Below are 15,001 nucleotides of genomic sequence, written 5' to 3'. Positions count from 1 at the left end.
CCGGGTCGCGCGATAAGGGCGATCCCCACTTGACACACGCCCGCGCAGATTCAATCGCGCCTCTGAACGGAGCAGCCTTCGATGTTAAAAATAGTCCGGTTGGCATTAACCCGGCCCTACACGTTCATCGTGCTCGCGTTGCTGATCCTGTTGATCGGCCCGCTGAGCGCGCTGCGCACGCCGACGGATATCTTTCCCGACATCCGCATTCCGGTGATCAGCGTGGTCTGGAACTACGCGGGTCTGCAACCGGACGACATGTCCGGTCGGATCGTCACCTACTACGAGCGCACGCTCGGCACCACCGTCAACGACATCGCGCACATCGAGTCGCAGTCGTTCCGCGGTTACGGCATCGTGAAGATCTTCTTCCAGCCGACCGTGGATATCCGCACCGCCACCGCGCAGGTCACCTCGGTCTCGCAGACGGTGCTCAAGCAGATGCCGCCCGGCACCACGCCGCCGCAGATCCTGAACTACAACGCGTCCACCGTGCCGGTGCTGCAACTGGCGCTGACCAGCAACACGCTCGACGAACAGAAGCTCGCCGACTACGCGACAAACTTCATCCGCCCGCAATTGCTGAGCGTGCCGGGCGTCGCGATTCCGACGCCGTACGGCGGCAAGACGCGCGAAGTGCAGATCGACCTGGACCCGCAGGCGTTGCAGGCGAAGAAGCTGTCGGCGAACGATGTGGCCACCGCGCTCGCGCAGCAGAACCAGATCATTCCGGCAGGCACCGAGAAGATCGGCCGCTTCGAATACAACATCAAGCTGAACAACAGCCCGCTCGCGCTCGACGAACTGAATAATCTGCCGATCAAGACGGTGGACGGCGCAACCATCTATATTCGCGACGTCGCCCACGTCCGCGACGGCTATCCGCCGCAAGGCAACGTGGTGCGCGTGGACGGTCACCGCGCGGTGCTGATGAGCATCCTGAAGAACGGCTCGGCGTCGACGCTCGACATCATCGCCGGCGTGAAGGCGAAACTGCCGCGCATCGAGGCGACCTTGCCGCCGGGGCTCAAGCTCGTCACGATGGGCGATCAATCGACCTTCGTGAAGGGCGCGGTGAGCGGCGTGGCGCGCGAAGGCATCATCGCGGCCGCGCTCACCTCGCTGATGATCCTGCTGTTCCTCGGCAGCTGGCGCTCGACGCTCATCATCGCGGCTTCCATTCCGCTCGCGGTGCTCGCGGCGATCGCCGGCCTCGCGGCGATGGGCGAAACGCTCAACGTGATGACGCTAGGCGGCCTCGCGCTCGCGGTCGGGATTCTGGTCGACGACGCGACCGTCACGATCGAGAACATCAACTGGCACCTGGAGCAAGGCAAGGACGTGCGAAGCGCGATCCTCGACGGCGCCGCGCAGATCGTCGCGCCGGCCTTCGTGTCGCTGCTGTGCATCTGCATCGTGTTCGTGCCGATGCTGCTGCTCGACGGCATCGCGCGTTTCCTGTTCGTGCCGATGGCCGAGGCGGTGATCTTCGCGATGATCGCGTCGTTCGTGCTGTCGCGCACCTTCGTGCCGATGATGGCGCAGTATCTGCTGCGCCCGCACGCCTCGGGCGGCCACGCATCCGGCGAACTCGCCGCGGCGATGGACCCGCACGGCGGCCACCATCGTGCGCCGCCGTCGCGCAATCCGCTGGTGCGGTTCCAGCGCGGCTTCGAGCACCGTTTCGAACGCGTGCGCGGGGTCTACCGGATCGTGCTCGGGATGGCGCTCACGCATCGCAAGCGCTTCGTGACGGGCTTCCTGATCGTGGTCGGCGCGTCGTTCCTGCTTGTGCCGTGGCTCGGCCGCAACTTCTTCCCCAACATCGACTCGGGTGAAATCGCGATTCATGTGCGCGCGCCGATCGGCACGCGGATCGAGGACACCGCCGCGCAGTTCGACCAGATCGAAAACGCGGTGCGCCGCGCGGTGCCCCCGGACCAGTTGCGCAGTATCGTCGACAACATCGGCCTGCCGAACAGCGGCATCAACCTGACCTATAACAACAGCGGCACCGCGGGTCCGCAGGACGGCGACATTCTGATCTCGCTGAACGAGAACCACCAGCCGACCGCCGATTACGTGCGCACGCTGCGCGAAACGCTGCCGCGCGAATTTCCGGGCACCTCGTTCGCGTTCCTGCCGGCCGACATCGTTAGCCAGATCCTGAACTTCGGCGCGCCTGCACCGATCGATCTGCAGGTGGCCGGGCCGAACCAGGCGGCCAACCATCGCTACGCGAACGAGGTGATGCGACGCATGCGCATGATTCCGGGCATTGCCGATACGCGCATCCAGCAGGCTTCCACGTATCCGCAATTCACCGTATCCGTGGACCGTTCGCGTGCGGATCAGCTCGGCATCACCGAGCAGGACGTCACCAATTCCGTGGTGGCCAGCCTGTCCGGCACGAGCCAGGTGTCGCCGACCTACTGGCTCAATCCGAAGAACGGCGTGTCGTATCCGATCGTCGCGCAGACGCCGCAATACCGGATGACCTCGCTGTCGAATCTCAGCAACCTGCCGGTCACCGGCAAGAGCGGCGACGCGCAGATTCTCGGCGGCATCGCGACGATCACGCGCGGCGTCGGCGATTCGGTGGTCTCGCACTACAACATCGAACCGCTGTACGACGTGTACGCGACCACGCAGGGCCAGGATCTGGGCGCGGTGGCCGCGAAGATCCAGACCATCGTGCACGCCACCGCGAAGGACGTGCCGAAAGGGTCGGTCGTCACGCTGCGCGGCCAGGTGCAGACCATGAACAGCGCGTTCACGGGTCTGTCGCTCGGTCTGCTCGGCGCGATCCTGCTGATCTTCCTGCTGATCGTCGTCAACTTCCATTCGTGGAGCGATGCGTTCGTGATCGTCAGCGCGCTGCCCGCGGCGCTGGCCGGCATCGTGTGGATGCTGTTCACCACGCACACGCCGCTCTCCGTGCCCGCGTTGACCGGTGCGATTCTCTGCATGGGCGTGGCGACCGCCAACAGCATTCTGGTGGTGAGCTTCGCGCGCGAACGGCTCGCCGCCAACGGCAATGCGCTGGTCGCGGCGATGGAAGCCGGCTTCACGCGCTTTCGCCCGGTGCTGATGACCGCGCTCGCGATGATCATCGGCATGGCGCCGATGGCGCTCGGTCTCGGCGACGGCGGCGAACAGAACGCGCCGCTCGGCCGCGCGGTGATCGGTGGCCTGCTCTGCGCGACCTTCGCGACGCTGCTGTTCGTGCCGGTGGTGTTCAGCCTGGTGCACCGGCGCGACGGCGCGCCGCACGACGCGGAGCACGGTCACGGCCATTCGCACGACCACGACAACTCGCACGACCACTCTTCTTCCGAATCCGGAGTCCAACATGTCCACTGAGATCGAGATCAATTCGCCCAAACGCCTGCGTCATCTGAAGCTGGCCGGCATCGTCGCGTTGCTGGTCGCGGCGGGCATCGTGGCGAGCGGCATCGCGAGCCGCGTGCACGCAAGGCAGGAGTTGACCACCTGGTCCGCGCAGCAGGCGGTGCCGACGGTCGTGGCGTACACGCCCAAACACGACCTCGATGCGCAGAAGCTGGTGCTGCCCGGCCATCTGTCGGCGTTCGTCAACGCGCCGATCTATGCGCGCGTGTCCGGCTATCTGCATGCGTGGTACGCCGATATCGGCACGCACGTGAAGGCCGGCCAGCTGCTCGGCGTGATCGATACGCCCGATCTCGATCAGCAGTTGCAGCAGGCGCGCGCGGATCTGCAGAATGCGGTCGCCAACGAAAAACTCGCGGCGTCCACCGCGCATCGCTGGACGGCGATGCTGAAGCAGGACTCCGTCTCGCAGCAGGATGCCGACGAGAAGACCAGCGACCTCGTCGCCAAGCAGGCGACCGTCGCGGCCGCGCAGGCGAATGTCGGCCGACTCGAAGCGCTCGAATCGTTCAAGCGCATCACCGCGCCGTTCGACGGCGTGGTCACCGCGCGCACCACGGACATCGGCGCGCTGATCAACGCCGGCGGCGGCAACGGACCGGAACTGTTCTCGGTCTCGGACGCGCGGCAGTTGCGTGTCTACGTCAGCGTGCCGCAGGATGAAGCGGCGGCGATCCAGCCCGGCATGAATGCGACGCTGACCGTGCCGGAGCGTCCCGGCATGAAGTTCAGCGCGAAGCTGGTCGATACCGACGATGCGATCACGCCGTCGTCCGGCACGCTGCTCGTGCAGCTCGCGGTCGACAACAAGGACGGCCTGCTGATCCCCGGCGAGTACACCGAGGTGCACTTCGATTTGCCGACCAACGCGCACGCGTTGTCGATTCCGGCGAGTTCGCTGATCTTCCGGCAAAGCGGCTTGCAGGTCGCCGTGGTCGGCAAGGACAACCGCGCGGTGCTGAAGCCCGTGTCGATCGCGACCGATCTCGGCACGCACGTCGAGATCGCCTCCGGTCTGAACCCGGACGACCGCGTGATCGACAATCCGCCGGACTCGCTGTCCTCGGGCGACGAAGTGCGCCTGCAAGGCACGCCCGGCACCGCGCTGGCCGAACACCGCGCGGCGGAGAGCGCCCATGGATAAACGCCGACTCTGCGTGGCGGTGGCCGCCGCGCTGCTGATGAGCGGCTGCTCGTTCGCGCCGGTCTATCACGCGCCGCCCACCGCGATTCCGACCACCTTCAAGGAAGGCGGCGCATGGCAACTCGCGCGCCCCGCCGATCGCGCGCCGCGCGACGCGTGGTGGCAGGTGTATCGCGACCCCGTGCTCGACCGGCTCGAACAGCAGGTCGCGGCGGCCAATCCGAACGTCGCCGCGGCCGTCGCGCGTCACGACGAAGCCACCGCGTATGTCGCGCAGGCCCGCTCGGGTCTGTTCCCGACCATCGGCGCCGAGGCTTCGGTCGAACGTCAGCGGCAGTCGGACAACCGGCCGCTGCGCGGCGCGGGTCAGCCTTCGGTGTACGGCACCAATAACGTCGATGTCGGCATCAGTTACGACCTCGATCTGTGGGGCAAGGTCCGCAACGAGGTGGCGGCCGGCAGCGCGGCCGCGCAGGCCAGCGAGGCGGATCTCGAATCGGTGCGGCTGAGCTTGCAGGCGAACCTCGCCAGCGCGTATTTCAATCTGCGCGGCCTCGATGCGCAGCAGCAGTTGCTCGCCGACACCATCGCCACCTATCAGCGTGCGCTCACGCTGACGCTGAGCCGTCACGCGGGCGGCATCGCGTCGGAACTCGACGTGTCGCGCGCGCAAACGCAGCTCGACACCGCACGCGCCTCCGCCGACGACATCGCCGCGCGCCGCGCACTCTACGAGCACGCGATCGCGAGCCTCACCGGTCAACCCGCGTCGAACTTCGCGCTCGCATCCGATACCACGGCGGCGTATCTGCCGTCCATTCCGGCCGGCGTGCCGGCCGCGCTGCTGCAACGGCGGCCCGACATCGCCGCCGCCGAGCGGCGCGTCGCGCAGGCGAACGCGCAGATCGGCGTCGCGAAGGCGGCGTTCTTCCCGGATATCTCGCTGGGCCTCGACGGCGGCTATCAAAGCGATACGTTGTCGCCGTGGCTGATGGCGCCGAACGAAATCTGGTCGGTCGGCCCGAGCCTCGTGTTCACGCTGTTCGACGGCGGACGCCGCGAGGCGATGACCCAGCAGGCGCGCGCCAAGCTCGCCGAGAACGGCGCGAAGTACAAGGCGACGGTGCTGCTCGCGTTCCAGCAGGTCGAGGACAATCTCGCGCAACTGCACCATCTCGGCGACGAAGCCACGCAGCAGAATGCCGCGCTGGTTGCCGCGCAGCGCACGCTGACGCTGTCGATGTCGCGTTATCGCGACGGCGTGGTCAGCTATCTGGACGTGGTGACCTCGCAGACCACCGAGCTGACCACGCAGATCGATGCGTTGAACCTCAATACGCGGCGGTTGCTGGCCTCGGTGGGGTTGATCCAGGCATTGGGGGGCGGCTGGTCGACGGACGCCGCCACGGCCGCGTCCAGTGCTTCGAATGCTTCCGGCGCTTCGGTCGCTCACCCCTCCGCGGGTTGATGGCCTGGCTGGATTAGCGGCTCCTTAAAGTACGCGTTCGCACATCGATCGTTGTGGCTCGTTGTGGGTGCAAGAAAAAAAGCGTCGCCGGTTCTTTCGAACCCGCGACGCTTTTTCCGTTTCGGGCGCGCTCGATGCCGCGCCCGTCTCCTCGATCAGAACTTGTGACGCACGCCCACCGCCACGACCGCCTGCCGGTCGCTCGACGAAGCCGCCAGCGAGTAGATAGACGCATTGCCGAGCACCGCGACGCCGTTCGCGCCGCTCACGTGCTGGTACGTGCCTTCCAGATAGAGATCGGTGCGGCGCGACAGCGCGTAGTCCGCCTGCAGCATGAACTGATTCCACTTCGGCGCGTAGCTCTGTCCGCCGGTGCTGAAGTGGCCATCCGTGAACGTGTACGAACCGCCCAGCGAGATCGCCGGGGTGATCGCATAGCGGGCGTTCAGCTCGTAGTTGTTGAAGGTCAGCAGGTTGCCGTTGAGCGTCGAATACGCGCCGCCCTGGGTGATCTGGTGCGGATCGTTGAGCATGGTGCGGGTGAACACCAGACCGAGCGTCGCCGCGCCGAACGTGTAGCGGCCTGCCGCGCCGAGCACGCGTTGACGCGCGCCGGTGAACACCGCGTCGCCGTCGCTGCTGCTGACCGCGCCGCCGGCATTGGCCGGTTGATTGACGCCGCCCGGCTGGTTGATCTGCAGGTACGCGAGTGCCAGGTTGAACGGACCGCCTGCCCATTGCGCGCCGAGGCTGTATGCGTTGTTGTCGCTGAAGCCGCCGGCCGCGTTGCTGAACGCGTACGCGCCGCCGAACGTCAGACCGCCGTAGGTCGCGCTGCGGAATTTCAGCGCGTTGTTCATGCGCAGATCGTTGTTCAGGTTGTCGTTATCGAACGGATGATCGGCGATGTTGCCGCCGAAGCCCGAACCGGTCGCCGACAACGGCGCGACGAAGTCGACGAGGAAGTCGTACTGACGACCGAGCGTCACCGTGCCCCACTGCTTGCTCGCGATACCGACCCATGCCTGACGGCCGAACAGATCGCCGCCGTTGTTCAACTTGCCGCTGTCGACATTAAAACCGTTCTCCAGATCGAACACCGCGCTGAGACCGCCGCCCAGATCTTCGTTGCCGCGCAGGCCCCAGCGATCGGTGCTGACGTTGCCGCTTTCCATCAGCCAGTTGCTTTTGCCGCCGTTCGCTGTCTTCTGGTTGCTGATGTAGTCGAGACCGGTGTCGAGCGTCCCGTAGAGCGTCACGCTGCTTTGCGCGTGCGCTGCCGTGCTGAGTGCGCTGGCCAGCGCGACAAGTGTGGTTGCGAATGCTTTATTCATGTTTGATTCCGGGTAAGAGAAGGCGCCGGTCCATGCAGAGAGAACCGGTCCCGCACGCCGTACGGGTAGCCGCAATGTAAATAGCGGCAATGACACACCCGTGATCAAAACCGGTCGTTTCATGAAACGTTTTTTATGTTTGCGACACGTCCTTGAAAGACGTGTGAATCAGCGCTTCGCCGCCGCGATAACAGATAAATATCTTTTCATGCACACACGGCCGATCCGCTAAAGCCGGTTGACTATCCTTCTCATCAACCGATCCACGAACGCAACGCGGTTCGCGCCTCGGTCCCAACCAAACTGATTTATGAGGATTACGACATGAAATCTCTGACGCTCGCCATCGCTTTCATCGGTGCCACCGCAACGGCATCGGCCTTCGCCCAAACGACCACCGCGCCGACGCAGAACAGCGCACCGGCGATGCAGGTCGCGGCCAACCCCACGCCGACCACGTCGAATGCGACGGGCTCGTGGGTCGCACCGTACGGCCAGCCGACGCAAGGCAAGACGCGCGCGCAGGTCTATCAGGAACTGGTGCATGCGGAGCAGGACGGCCAACTCGCTTACCTGAACTCGACCCTGTACGCACACTGAGATGCATCCACAGAAACAGACGCGACGGCGCGCCGCATGGCGCCTGTCGCTTACCGCCGCCGCGGTCGTCGCCGGACTGCTGTTGTCCGGCTGTGCGACGAACCCGACACCGACTTCCGCCGACAATTGCGTGGGTCCGCCCAGTTACTGCAACATTTATTTTGGTTCATGAAAAAAGAGCGCGATACCTTCCGGCATCGCGCTCTTTTTGCTTGAAGCGTCGATCAATCGACGCTGACGGTGCTATCAGAACGAGTGACGCAGACCAACGCGGCCGACCACCTGCTTGCCGTTGGACGACGGATCGAAACCGGCGATCTGTGCGACCGCGCCACCGCTTGCCTTCTGCAGCGCGGCGAGGACATAGACTGCGGTGCGTTTGGACAGTTCGTATTCGGCGCTCAGGTTCAGCTGCTGATACTTCGGTTCCTGATTGGTCGCGTGATCACGGCCGTCGGTGTACGTGTAGCCGGCGGCGAGATTGAGCTGGCTGGTCGCGGCGAACGTGCCGGCGATTTCGTAGTTCTGGAACTTGACGTCCTGACCGGCGTCGCCTTGCTGGAAGTCGACGTTGGTGAAGTTGCCCATCAGCTTGAACTGACCGAGCGCATACGAAGCGCCGGCCGCGAAGATACCCTGGCTGCGGGCATTGGCGAGGTAGTTGCCGTACACCGCATTGGTGAAGCCCGCGCCGTTCTGATAGCTCTGGATGGATTGTTCCGGATCGTTGACGCGCAGATAGCCCGCGCCGATGGAGAACGGGCCGTTGGTGTACGACGCCGCGGCGCTATACGCGGAGTTGTTGGAGAACTGGCCGGCCTGGCCGCCGAACGAATAGAGCGCTTCGCCGGTGAAGCCGCCGATGGTGGGGCTCGTGTACTTGACGGCATTGCTGATCGCGAAGCCGTTGTCGAGGTTATCCATGTCGTTCGGGTGGGAGAAATACCAGCCGCCGTAGCTGTCGTTCAGCGAGTACGGTTCGATCAGGTCGACGAGCGGGTCCCATTGACGGCCGAGCGTGAGCGTACCGAGGGTATCGCTTTTCAGGCCGACGTAGGCGTTACGGGAGAAAGCGAGGCCGCTGCCGAGGTTACCGTTGCTGGAATTGAAACCGCTTTCGAGATCGAAGATCGCGGCGAGACCGCCGCCGAGGTCTTCCTTGCCGCGCACGCCCCAGCGGCTACCGGCGCTGACGCCGCTGGCCATTTGATAGAGGTGGTTACCGTTGACGTTGCTGGCGAAGTCGATGCCGGTGTCGAGGATGCCATAGAGGGTCACGCTGCTTTGCGCGTGCGCGCTGGACAACATTGTCGTGAATAGCAGCGCTGCTGCGGAGAGCTTCGCCAGTTTCATCTTCTGGTTCATGAAATGCCTTTTCTGTTTAAATAAGGATCGCTGATGGGTTTGTTTTGGTGGTTTTTTTCTTGTTGCCACGGGGTGGAATATAGCTAGGACTTTATTTTTTGTAGGTGCAAGGCTGTGTTTCAGTTTTTGCGTTGGGTTTTTATTACGGGGGCGTTGACCTGGGGGTGGGTGTTGGTCTGGTTGTTGTTCTGGAATTTTTTTGGTCTGGAATTTTGGCCTTTCCTTGTAGTCTTATCGGTCTATTAGCGTTGCCCCTGTGCGGGGCGGCACCTACTTCTCTTTGCCGCGGCAAAGAGAAGTAGGCAAGAGAAAGCCGCTCACACCGCTAATTCTTAAGCGGGTCCCCCGCACAGCCACAGTAGTGGCCCATCTGGAATCCGTGTTCTCGCGCACTCCGCGTTCGTGACACAGCAGTCATTCTTCCGGCGGCGCTGCGCGCGCCCCCGCATTTACCAAACGCCGCCCTCCAGATTTTGGGCGGCACTTCTCCCCCCGCTTTTTCAGCGCTTCGCCGAGGCGCAGCCGATGGCCCCCCTACGAAAAACGATCCCGCTGTTTTTGGATGCACCGCGCCGGCGCGCGCGCAGCGCGAGACGGGATGAATGAGCCCTGTGTCACGAGCGCGGAGTGTGCGAGGGCACGGATTCCAGATGGACCACTAACAATACTGTGCGAGGGGCCCGCTTAAGAATTAGCGGTGTGAGCGGCTTTCTCTTGCCTACTTGTATATTCCCTCCTGTGACGACGACCCGATCAGTTGTCGCCACAGGGACAGTCAGCTCGTCTGCCTTCAGTGCTTCGAGCACGCAGAGAAGCTTGAGCGACTGTCCTTTTCATCCTCATAACCCGAACAGTTGACGGAGCCTCGAGCTCGTATTTTCCTGCAAGTATGGGTACCACGATGAATCCTGTTTCTTCCGTTTATATCGGCATCGACGTCAGCGGCACAACGCTCGACATCGCCATTCACGACACGACCGACCATTTTCGTGTCGACAATGAGCAGACCGCCATCGATCAACTGGTACAACGTCTCATCGCGTTGAACCCCACCCTGATCGTGATGGAGGCCACCGGCAAGCTCGAACTCGCCGTGCTCAGAGCCCTCTGCGAGGCGGGTCTGCCCGCTGTCGCCGTGAATCCCCGGCAGGTGCGCGACTTCGCCCGCGCGACCGGCATGCGGGCCAAGACCGATCGCATCGACGCCTTTGCCATCGCCCGTTTCGCCGCGGTCATCAAGCCCGTGGTGCGCCCGCTCACCGATGTGCAGACCGAGCAGTTGCAGGCCCTGCTGCTGCGCCGCGCCCAGCTCGTGGACATGCTCGTGGCCGAGAAGGCCCGTCTTGAGCGCGCCCACGCCGCCGCCCGCGAAAGCCTGAATGACCACATCAAATGGCTCAAGCAGCAGATCAGGATCGCGGACAACGATATCGACTCGTTCCTGCGCTCGTCTCCCGCGTGGCGTCAGAAGGAAGATCTGCTGCGCTCCGTGCCCGGTATCGGTCCCGGCGCCGCCGCAACGCTGATCGCCTTCATGCCGCAACTGGGTTCGCTGAACCGCCGCGAGATCGCCGCGCTCACCGGCGTCGCTCCGTTCAATAGCGACAGCGGCAAACACATCGGCAGGCGTCGCATTCAGGGCGGGCGAGCCGTCGTACGGCGCGCTCTTTACATGGCCTGCGTGCCCGCGCTGCGCTTCAATCCGACCATTCGCGCTTTCTATGACCGGCTACGCGAGGCGGGCAAGCCGTTCAAGGTCGCCATCACGGCGTGCATCCGCAAGCTCATCGTCACACTCAATACGATGGTCCAGCATGACACGCACTGGAGGCCGTCGATCATCTGAACTTCTTCAAGCGTTCTTACCGAAGGCGCGATCGGAGATCGTGCGGCATGCGCTCGCCTGTACGTCGCCGGCGGATCGACATGTGATCCGCCGCCCACCCGATACCCGTCGCTTGACTTCCAATACGGTTGCTTCTCTTTGCCGCGGCAAAGAGAAGTAGGTGCCGCCCCGCACAGGGGCAATGCTAATAGACCACTAAGAACACAAGGAAAGGCCAAAAAAAATCAGAAAACCAGAAAAACAATCCAGATCACTAACCAACACAAACCTGATACCCAAACCGGCTAACCGTCTCAATCCTAACCTCAGGCACAACCGCATCAATCTTCCTGCGGAGCCTGGAAACAACCAGATTGACCGACGAAGGATCCACATCATCCTTCTCAGGCCACGCGTAGCGAATAAGCTGATCCCGCGCCACAGGCGCATTAACCTGCCTCAGCAGGCACTCGATCAACAAAAACTCCCGCCGCGTGACGGCCACCCGCCGCCCACGAAAAACCAGCTCCCGCGTAGCGGCATCAAGCACCGGCACTTCGCCAGAAGAAGAAGAAAAACCACCCGCAACCACCCCAGCGGAAGGCGCTGCAGCCCCACCCCCGCCGATCCTCTGCAATGCCTGCATCCTCTCGTGCATTTCGATAAACGAGTAAGGCTGGCAAAAACACGCGTCAGCGCCCGCCCGCAACACCCGCGTCCGCTCCTGCGCGGAAGCGCTCCCCATCACGGCAACGATCGCCGCCCCACTCCCAATCGCGGCGAACTCCGTCACAAATTCCAGCAGCGACGAATAAGCCCCCGCCTCCAGCACCATCAACACGATCGCGTCGAACGGCTCCTGCCCCGCCAGAAAAACCCCGTCCCGCAGATCATCGGCCCGCTGCAAACTGTGCGCGCTCTCCTGCAGCGCCTTGAATAACCATGCCGCTTCCGGATGAGACGGCCCCACGAACAGGACGCGCATTCATTCCTCCATCACGACTGCAATACAACCCATACTCATGCCAACGTCCTGGACCAGCATTCGATCGATATCCTCGCGCCAGGCTCGGCGTTGCCGATCTTCAACGTAAAGTCGTGCACCCGCATCACCGCCGACACGATACTCAACCCCAATCCCGACCCCGATAGATGCCGGGTGCTCTCGCCGCGATAAAAGCGCTGCAACACCGCATCGCGCTCATCCGCCGCAATGCCGGGACCGTTGTCGAGAATGTCGACCTGCGGTCCCGCGGAAGTCTGCCGAAGCTCCATCCGCACCGCGCCACCCTCGGGCGTGAACTTGATCGCGTTGTCCACGAGATTGCTCAACGCCTCGAACAGCAACGCACGGTCGCCGTGAATCGCATCCACCGTCTGCGCGTGCACCGTCAATTGAATCGACCGGCTCTCCGCGAGCGGTTCATACAACTCGCCGACTTCCTGAATCAAGGTCTCCAGTTGCACCTCGCCAAAACCGCCGCGCCGTTGCAAGGTGCCGATCTCCGAGATCCGCAGCATCGCGCGGAAACGGTCGAGCAACGCATCGGTCTCGGTGCGGGCACGCTCCACCAGTTGCGACAGTTCGCCGTCGTCGAGCTTCCCGGTGTGCTCGGCCGCATGCGTGAGCAAGGTGCGGACATGCGCCAGCGGTGTGCGAAGGTCGTGCGCGATGCCGTCGCAGGCCCCCTTCACTTCGTTCATCAGGCGCTCCACTTCAGCGAGCATGTGGTTCACCAGATGCGCGAGCATATCCACTTCGTCGCGTCCGCCGATCGGCAGACGCTGCGCCAGATCGCCCTGCGCAATGCGCAGCGTGACGCGGCGGATCGCCTTCAGCCGGCGCATCTGCCGCACGCTCAACGCGAGACCGCCGGCCACGCCCGCCAGCAGGCAGACGATGCCGCCGCTCACCAGCGCGTCGATCACCGCCTCGCGAATCCGCAGAATATGCGTGAGGTCGCGCGCGATCACGAGCGTCGAGCCGTCGTTGCGGCGCTCGGCCATCGCGCGCACAACCGGCGCCTGATCGTTGCGGCCCATCGACAACGCAAGGTCGAGCGTCTTGCCCTTGCGCGTGGTCGGCAATTGCGACGGATACACCAGCACGTCGCCCGCAATCAGGCGGCCGTCCGGTGCGAACAGGCCGTAGTAGTTGGTGTGCATGCGCTCATGTTCGATGCGCCGGTGAATCGCGTCGGCAAGACCGGAGTCGGGCAGCGAGTTGAAATAGATCAGCTGCCAGTTCATCACCGTGTCGGTTTCGCGCTCCATGTCGCCGGTCACGGCCCAGCCGATGAAGCCGAGCAGCAGCATCACCGACAAGGAAAAAATCACGGCGTAAACGGAGACGAGGCGAAACGTGGTGGAATGCCAGCGCCGCCCGAGCGCAGATTGAGCGGGTAAGGTCGTGTCCATCAGGAAGGTTCGCTCATGCGAGGATATAGCCCGAGCCGCGTACGGTCTGGATCAGCGGCGTAAGCCCGGGGGGGTCGATTTTTTTGCGCAGGCGGCCCATGTGCACGTCGATCAGATTGGTGCCCGGATCGAAGTGATAGCCCCACACCGCCTCGAACAGCATGGTGCGCGTAATCGTTTGACCCGCATGGCGCATCATGAATTCGAGCACGCGGTATTCGGTGGGCAACAACACGATTTCCTCGCCGTCGCGCTGCACCTTGCGGGAAATCAGATCGAGTTCGAGCGGGCCGACCCGCAGATGGGTTTCGAGTTGCGCGGCCGGCGTCTGACTGCGGCGCAGCAGCACTTCGAGGCGCGCGGTCATTTCCTCGGGATCGAACGGCTTGGTCAGATAGTCGTCGCCGCCGGCACGCAGGCCGCGCACCCGTTCGTCGACGTCGCCGAGCGCGCTCAGCATCAGCACCGGCGTCTGAATGCCGATGCTGCGCATGGTGGTGAGAATCGTCAGACCGTCCACGCCGGGCAGCATGCGGTCGAGCGTGATCACGTCGTAGTCTTCGCTGATCGCGCGGGCCATGCCGTCGCGGCCGTTGGCGACCCAATCCACGGTGAAGCCGCGGCTTTTCAATTCACCGACAATTTCATTCGCGGTAATTTCATCGTCTTCGATCGTCAGTACTCGCGACATGATCAATGCATGCGCCGCAGCCAGCTCTACCGATGCAAGCGGCGGGCGCGACCGGTTATCAGTAGAAGGACATGATGCCATATTCGGCTTGCGCATTCAGAACCCCGGCGCGCGCAGCGGCGGCTGCCGGCGCTGTGCCCAGGTACAGTTCAGCAGGCTACGCGTGCGCGCATGACGCAAGCCTGTCCGCTTCATGAAGAAATATTTAAGTTCGCCGCAAGCTTCGTTAAACCCCTTGTCAGCCGGGGCGTCGCGCACGATAAAACAAATTTCATTTTGCCGACGCCGCTTCGGTATATCGCCTCCACTAGCCTGTCGTCATCCCGCCGCTGAATCACGCAATCAGGCGGTCCGACTCGACCCTTATCGTGGATGGCAAACAATGAAGCTCGTAACCCGAACCCTGCTCACGTCCCTGCTGCTGATCGGCAGCGCCTCGGCGATGGCCGCCCCAGGCCTCACGCAGCAGCAATGCAACGACTACCCGTTCAAGCAGTTGAAGGGCGAAGTCACGCACAAGCAGCTGATGAATGAACTCGGCGAACTGGAAGCGGTCGGCTACAGCCCGAGCAACGACGACGACAACTATCCGAACGATCTGGAAACGGCCGAACAGAAGTTGCAGGCGGAATATCACGCGGACTGCATGCCGGCCGCGCCGCATGTGTCGGCGAGCGCGGGGCAGACGCAGGCGCCGGCCGCATCGACGGCGAATCAGCCGGCAGGTTGAGGAGACGGGAAGCGC

The 15,001-nt window shown here is 63.5% G+C and carries 11 protein-coding genes; 6 read left to right on the top strand and 5 right to left on the bottom strand.

The window, feature by feature from the left end; translation table 11 throughout:
• The first annotated feature begins 81 nt into the window (after nt 1-81).
• From LFL96_RS06780 to LFL96_RS06770, 3 genes are read left to right on the top strand one after another with little or no spacing between them, the layout of a single operon-like run.
• A complete protein-coding gene (locus tag LFL96_RS06780) occupies nt 82-3,363 on the top strand; it encodes an efflux RND transporter permease subunit (protein ID WP_280999427.1) in 3,282 nt (1,093 codons plus the stop codon).
• Nucleotides 3,353-4,555 (top strand): efflux RND transporter periplasmic adaptor subunit, encoded by a 1,203-nt coding sequence (locus LFL96_RS06775; RefSeq protein WP_280999426.1) that lies wholly within the window; start codon nt 3,353-3,355, stop codon nt 4,553-4,555. The genes LFL96_RS06780 and LFL96_RS06775 overlap by 11 nt, the downstream gene beginning before the upstream one ends.
• Complete coding sequence (locus LFL96_RS06770) at nt 4,548-6,023, top strand: efflux transporter outer membrane subunit (RefSeq protein ID WP_280999425.1); 1,476 nt, start codon at nt 4,548-4,550, stop codon at nt 6,021-6,023. The genes LFL96_RS06775 and LFL96_RS06770 overlap by 8 nt, the downstream gene beginning before the upstream one ends.
• Nucleotides 6,024-6,178: 155 nt before the next feature.
• On the opposite strand, the gene LFL96_RS06765 is transcribed toward LFL96_RS06770, so the two are convergent.
• A complete protein-coding gene (locus tag LFL96_RS06765) occupies nt 6,179-7,357 on the bottom strand; it encodes a porin (RefSeq protein WP_280999424.1) in 1,179 nt (392 codons plus the stop codon).
• Nucleotides 7,358-7,681: 324 nt separating this feature from the next.
• Here LFL96_RS06765 and LFL96_RS06760 point away from each other — a divergent pair, with 324 nt between their 5' ends.
• Nucleotides 7,682-7,957 carry a DUF4148 domain-containing protein gene (locus LFL96_RS06760; protein ID WP_280999423.1) on the top strand — a complete coding sequence of 92 codons (276 nt, stop codon included), beginning with the start codon at nt 7,682-7,684 and terminating at the stop codon, nt 7,955-7,957.
• A 246-nt stretch (nt 7,958-8,203) separates the two neighbouring features.
• Here LFL96_RS06760 and LFL96_RS06755 read toward each other — a convergent pair whose 3' ends face one another.
• A complete protein-coding gene (locus LFL96_RS06755) occupies nt 8,204-9,265 on the bottom strand; it encodes a porin (RefSeq protein ID WP_281000594.1) in 1,062 nt (353 codons plus the stop codon).
• A 958-nt stretch (nt 9,266-10,223) separates the two neighbouring features.
• On the opposite strand from LFL96_RS06755, the gene LFL96_RS06750 reads away from it, so the two are divergent.
• On the top strand, nt 10,224-11,168 hold the full coding sequence (locus tag LFL96_RS06750; RefSeq protein ID WP_280999422.1) for an IS110 family transposase: 945 nt from the start codon (nt 10,224-10,226) through the stop codon (nt 11,166-11,168).
• Nucleotides 11,169-11,421: 253 nt separating this feature from the next.
• On the opposite strand, the gene LFL96_RS06745 is transcribed toward LFL96_RS06750, so the two are convergent.
• Genes LFL96_RS06745 through LFL96_RS06735 form a run of 3 tightly spaced genes read right to left on the bottom strand, consistent with a single transcriptional unit; the run spans nt 11,422 to nt 14,256 of the window.
• Nucleotides 11,422-12,132: a response regulator transcription factor gene (locus tag LFL96_RS06745; RefSeq protein WP_280999421.1), complete on the bottom strand. Its 711-nt coding sequence runs from the start codon at nt 12,130-12,132 to the stop codon at nt 11,422-11,424.
• Nucleotides 12,133-12,167: 35 nt separating this feature from the next.
• The gene (locus LFL96_RS06740; RefSeq protein WP_280999420.1) at nt 12,168-13,565 is read right to left on the bottom strand and encodes a HAMP domain-containing sensor histidine kinase; all 1,398 of its coding nucleotides are present in this window, start codon (nt 13,563-13,565) and stop codon (nt 12,168-12,170) included.
• 13 nt (nt 13,566-13,578) lie between these two features.
• Nucleotides 13,579-14,256 (bottom strand): response regulator transcription factor, encoded by a 678-nt coding sequence (locus LFL96_RS06735; protein WP_280999419.1) that lies wholly within the window; start codon nt 14,254-14,256, stop codon nt 13,579-13,581.
• A gap of 382 nt (nt 14,257-14,638) precedes the next feature.
• Between LFL96_RS06735 and LFL96_RS06730 the strand changes: the two genes are divergently transcribed.
• Nucleotides 14,639-14,986 (top strand): DUF4148 domain-containing protein, encoded by a 348-nt coding sequence (locus LFL96_RS06730; protein ID WP_280999418.1) that lies wholly within the window; start codon nt 14,639-14,641, stop codon nt 14,984-14,986.
• The last annotated feature ends 15 nt before the right edge of the window (nt 14,987-15,001 follow it).

It is taken from the genome of Paraburkholderia sp. D15 (assembly GCF_029910215.1).
Taxonomy (GTDB): domain Bacteria; phylum Pseudomonadota; class Gammaproteobacteria; order Burkholderiales; family Burkholderiaceae; genus Paraburkholderia.
Note: the sequence above shows the minus strand (reverse complement) of the source record. Positions and strands in the feature narration are given on the sequence as shown.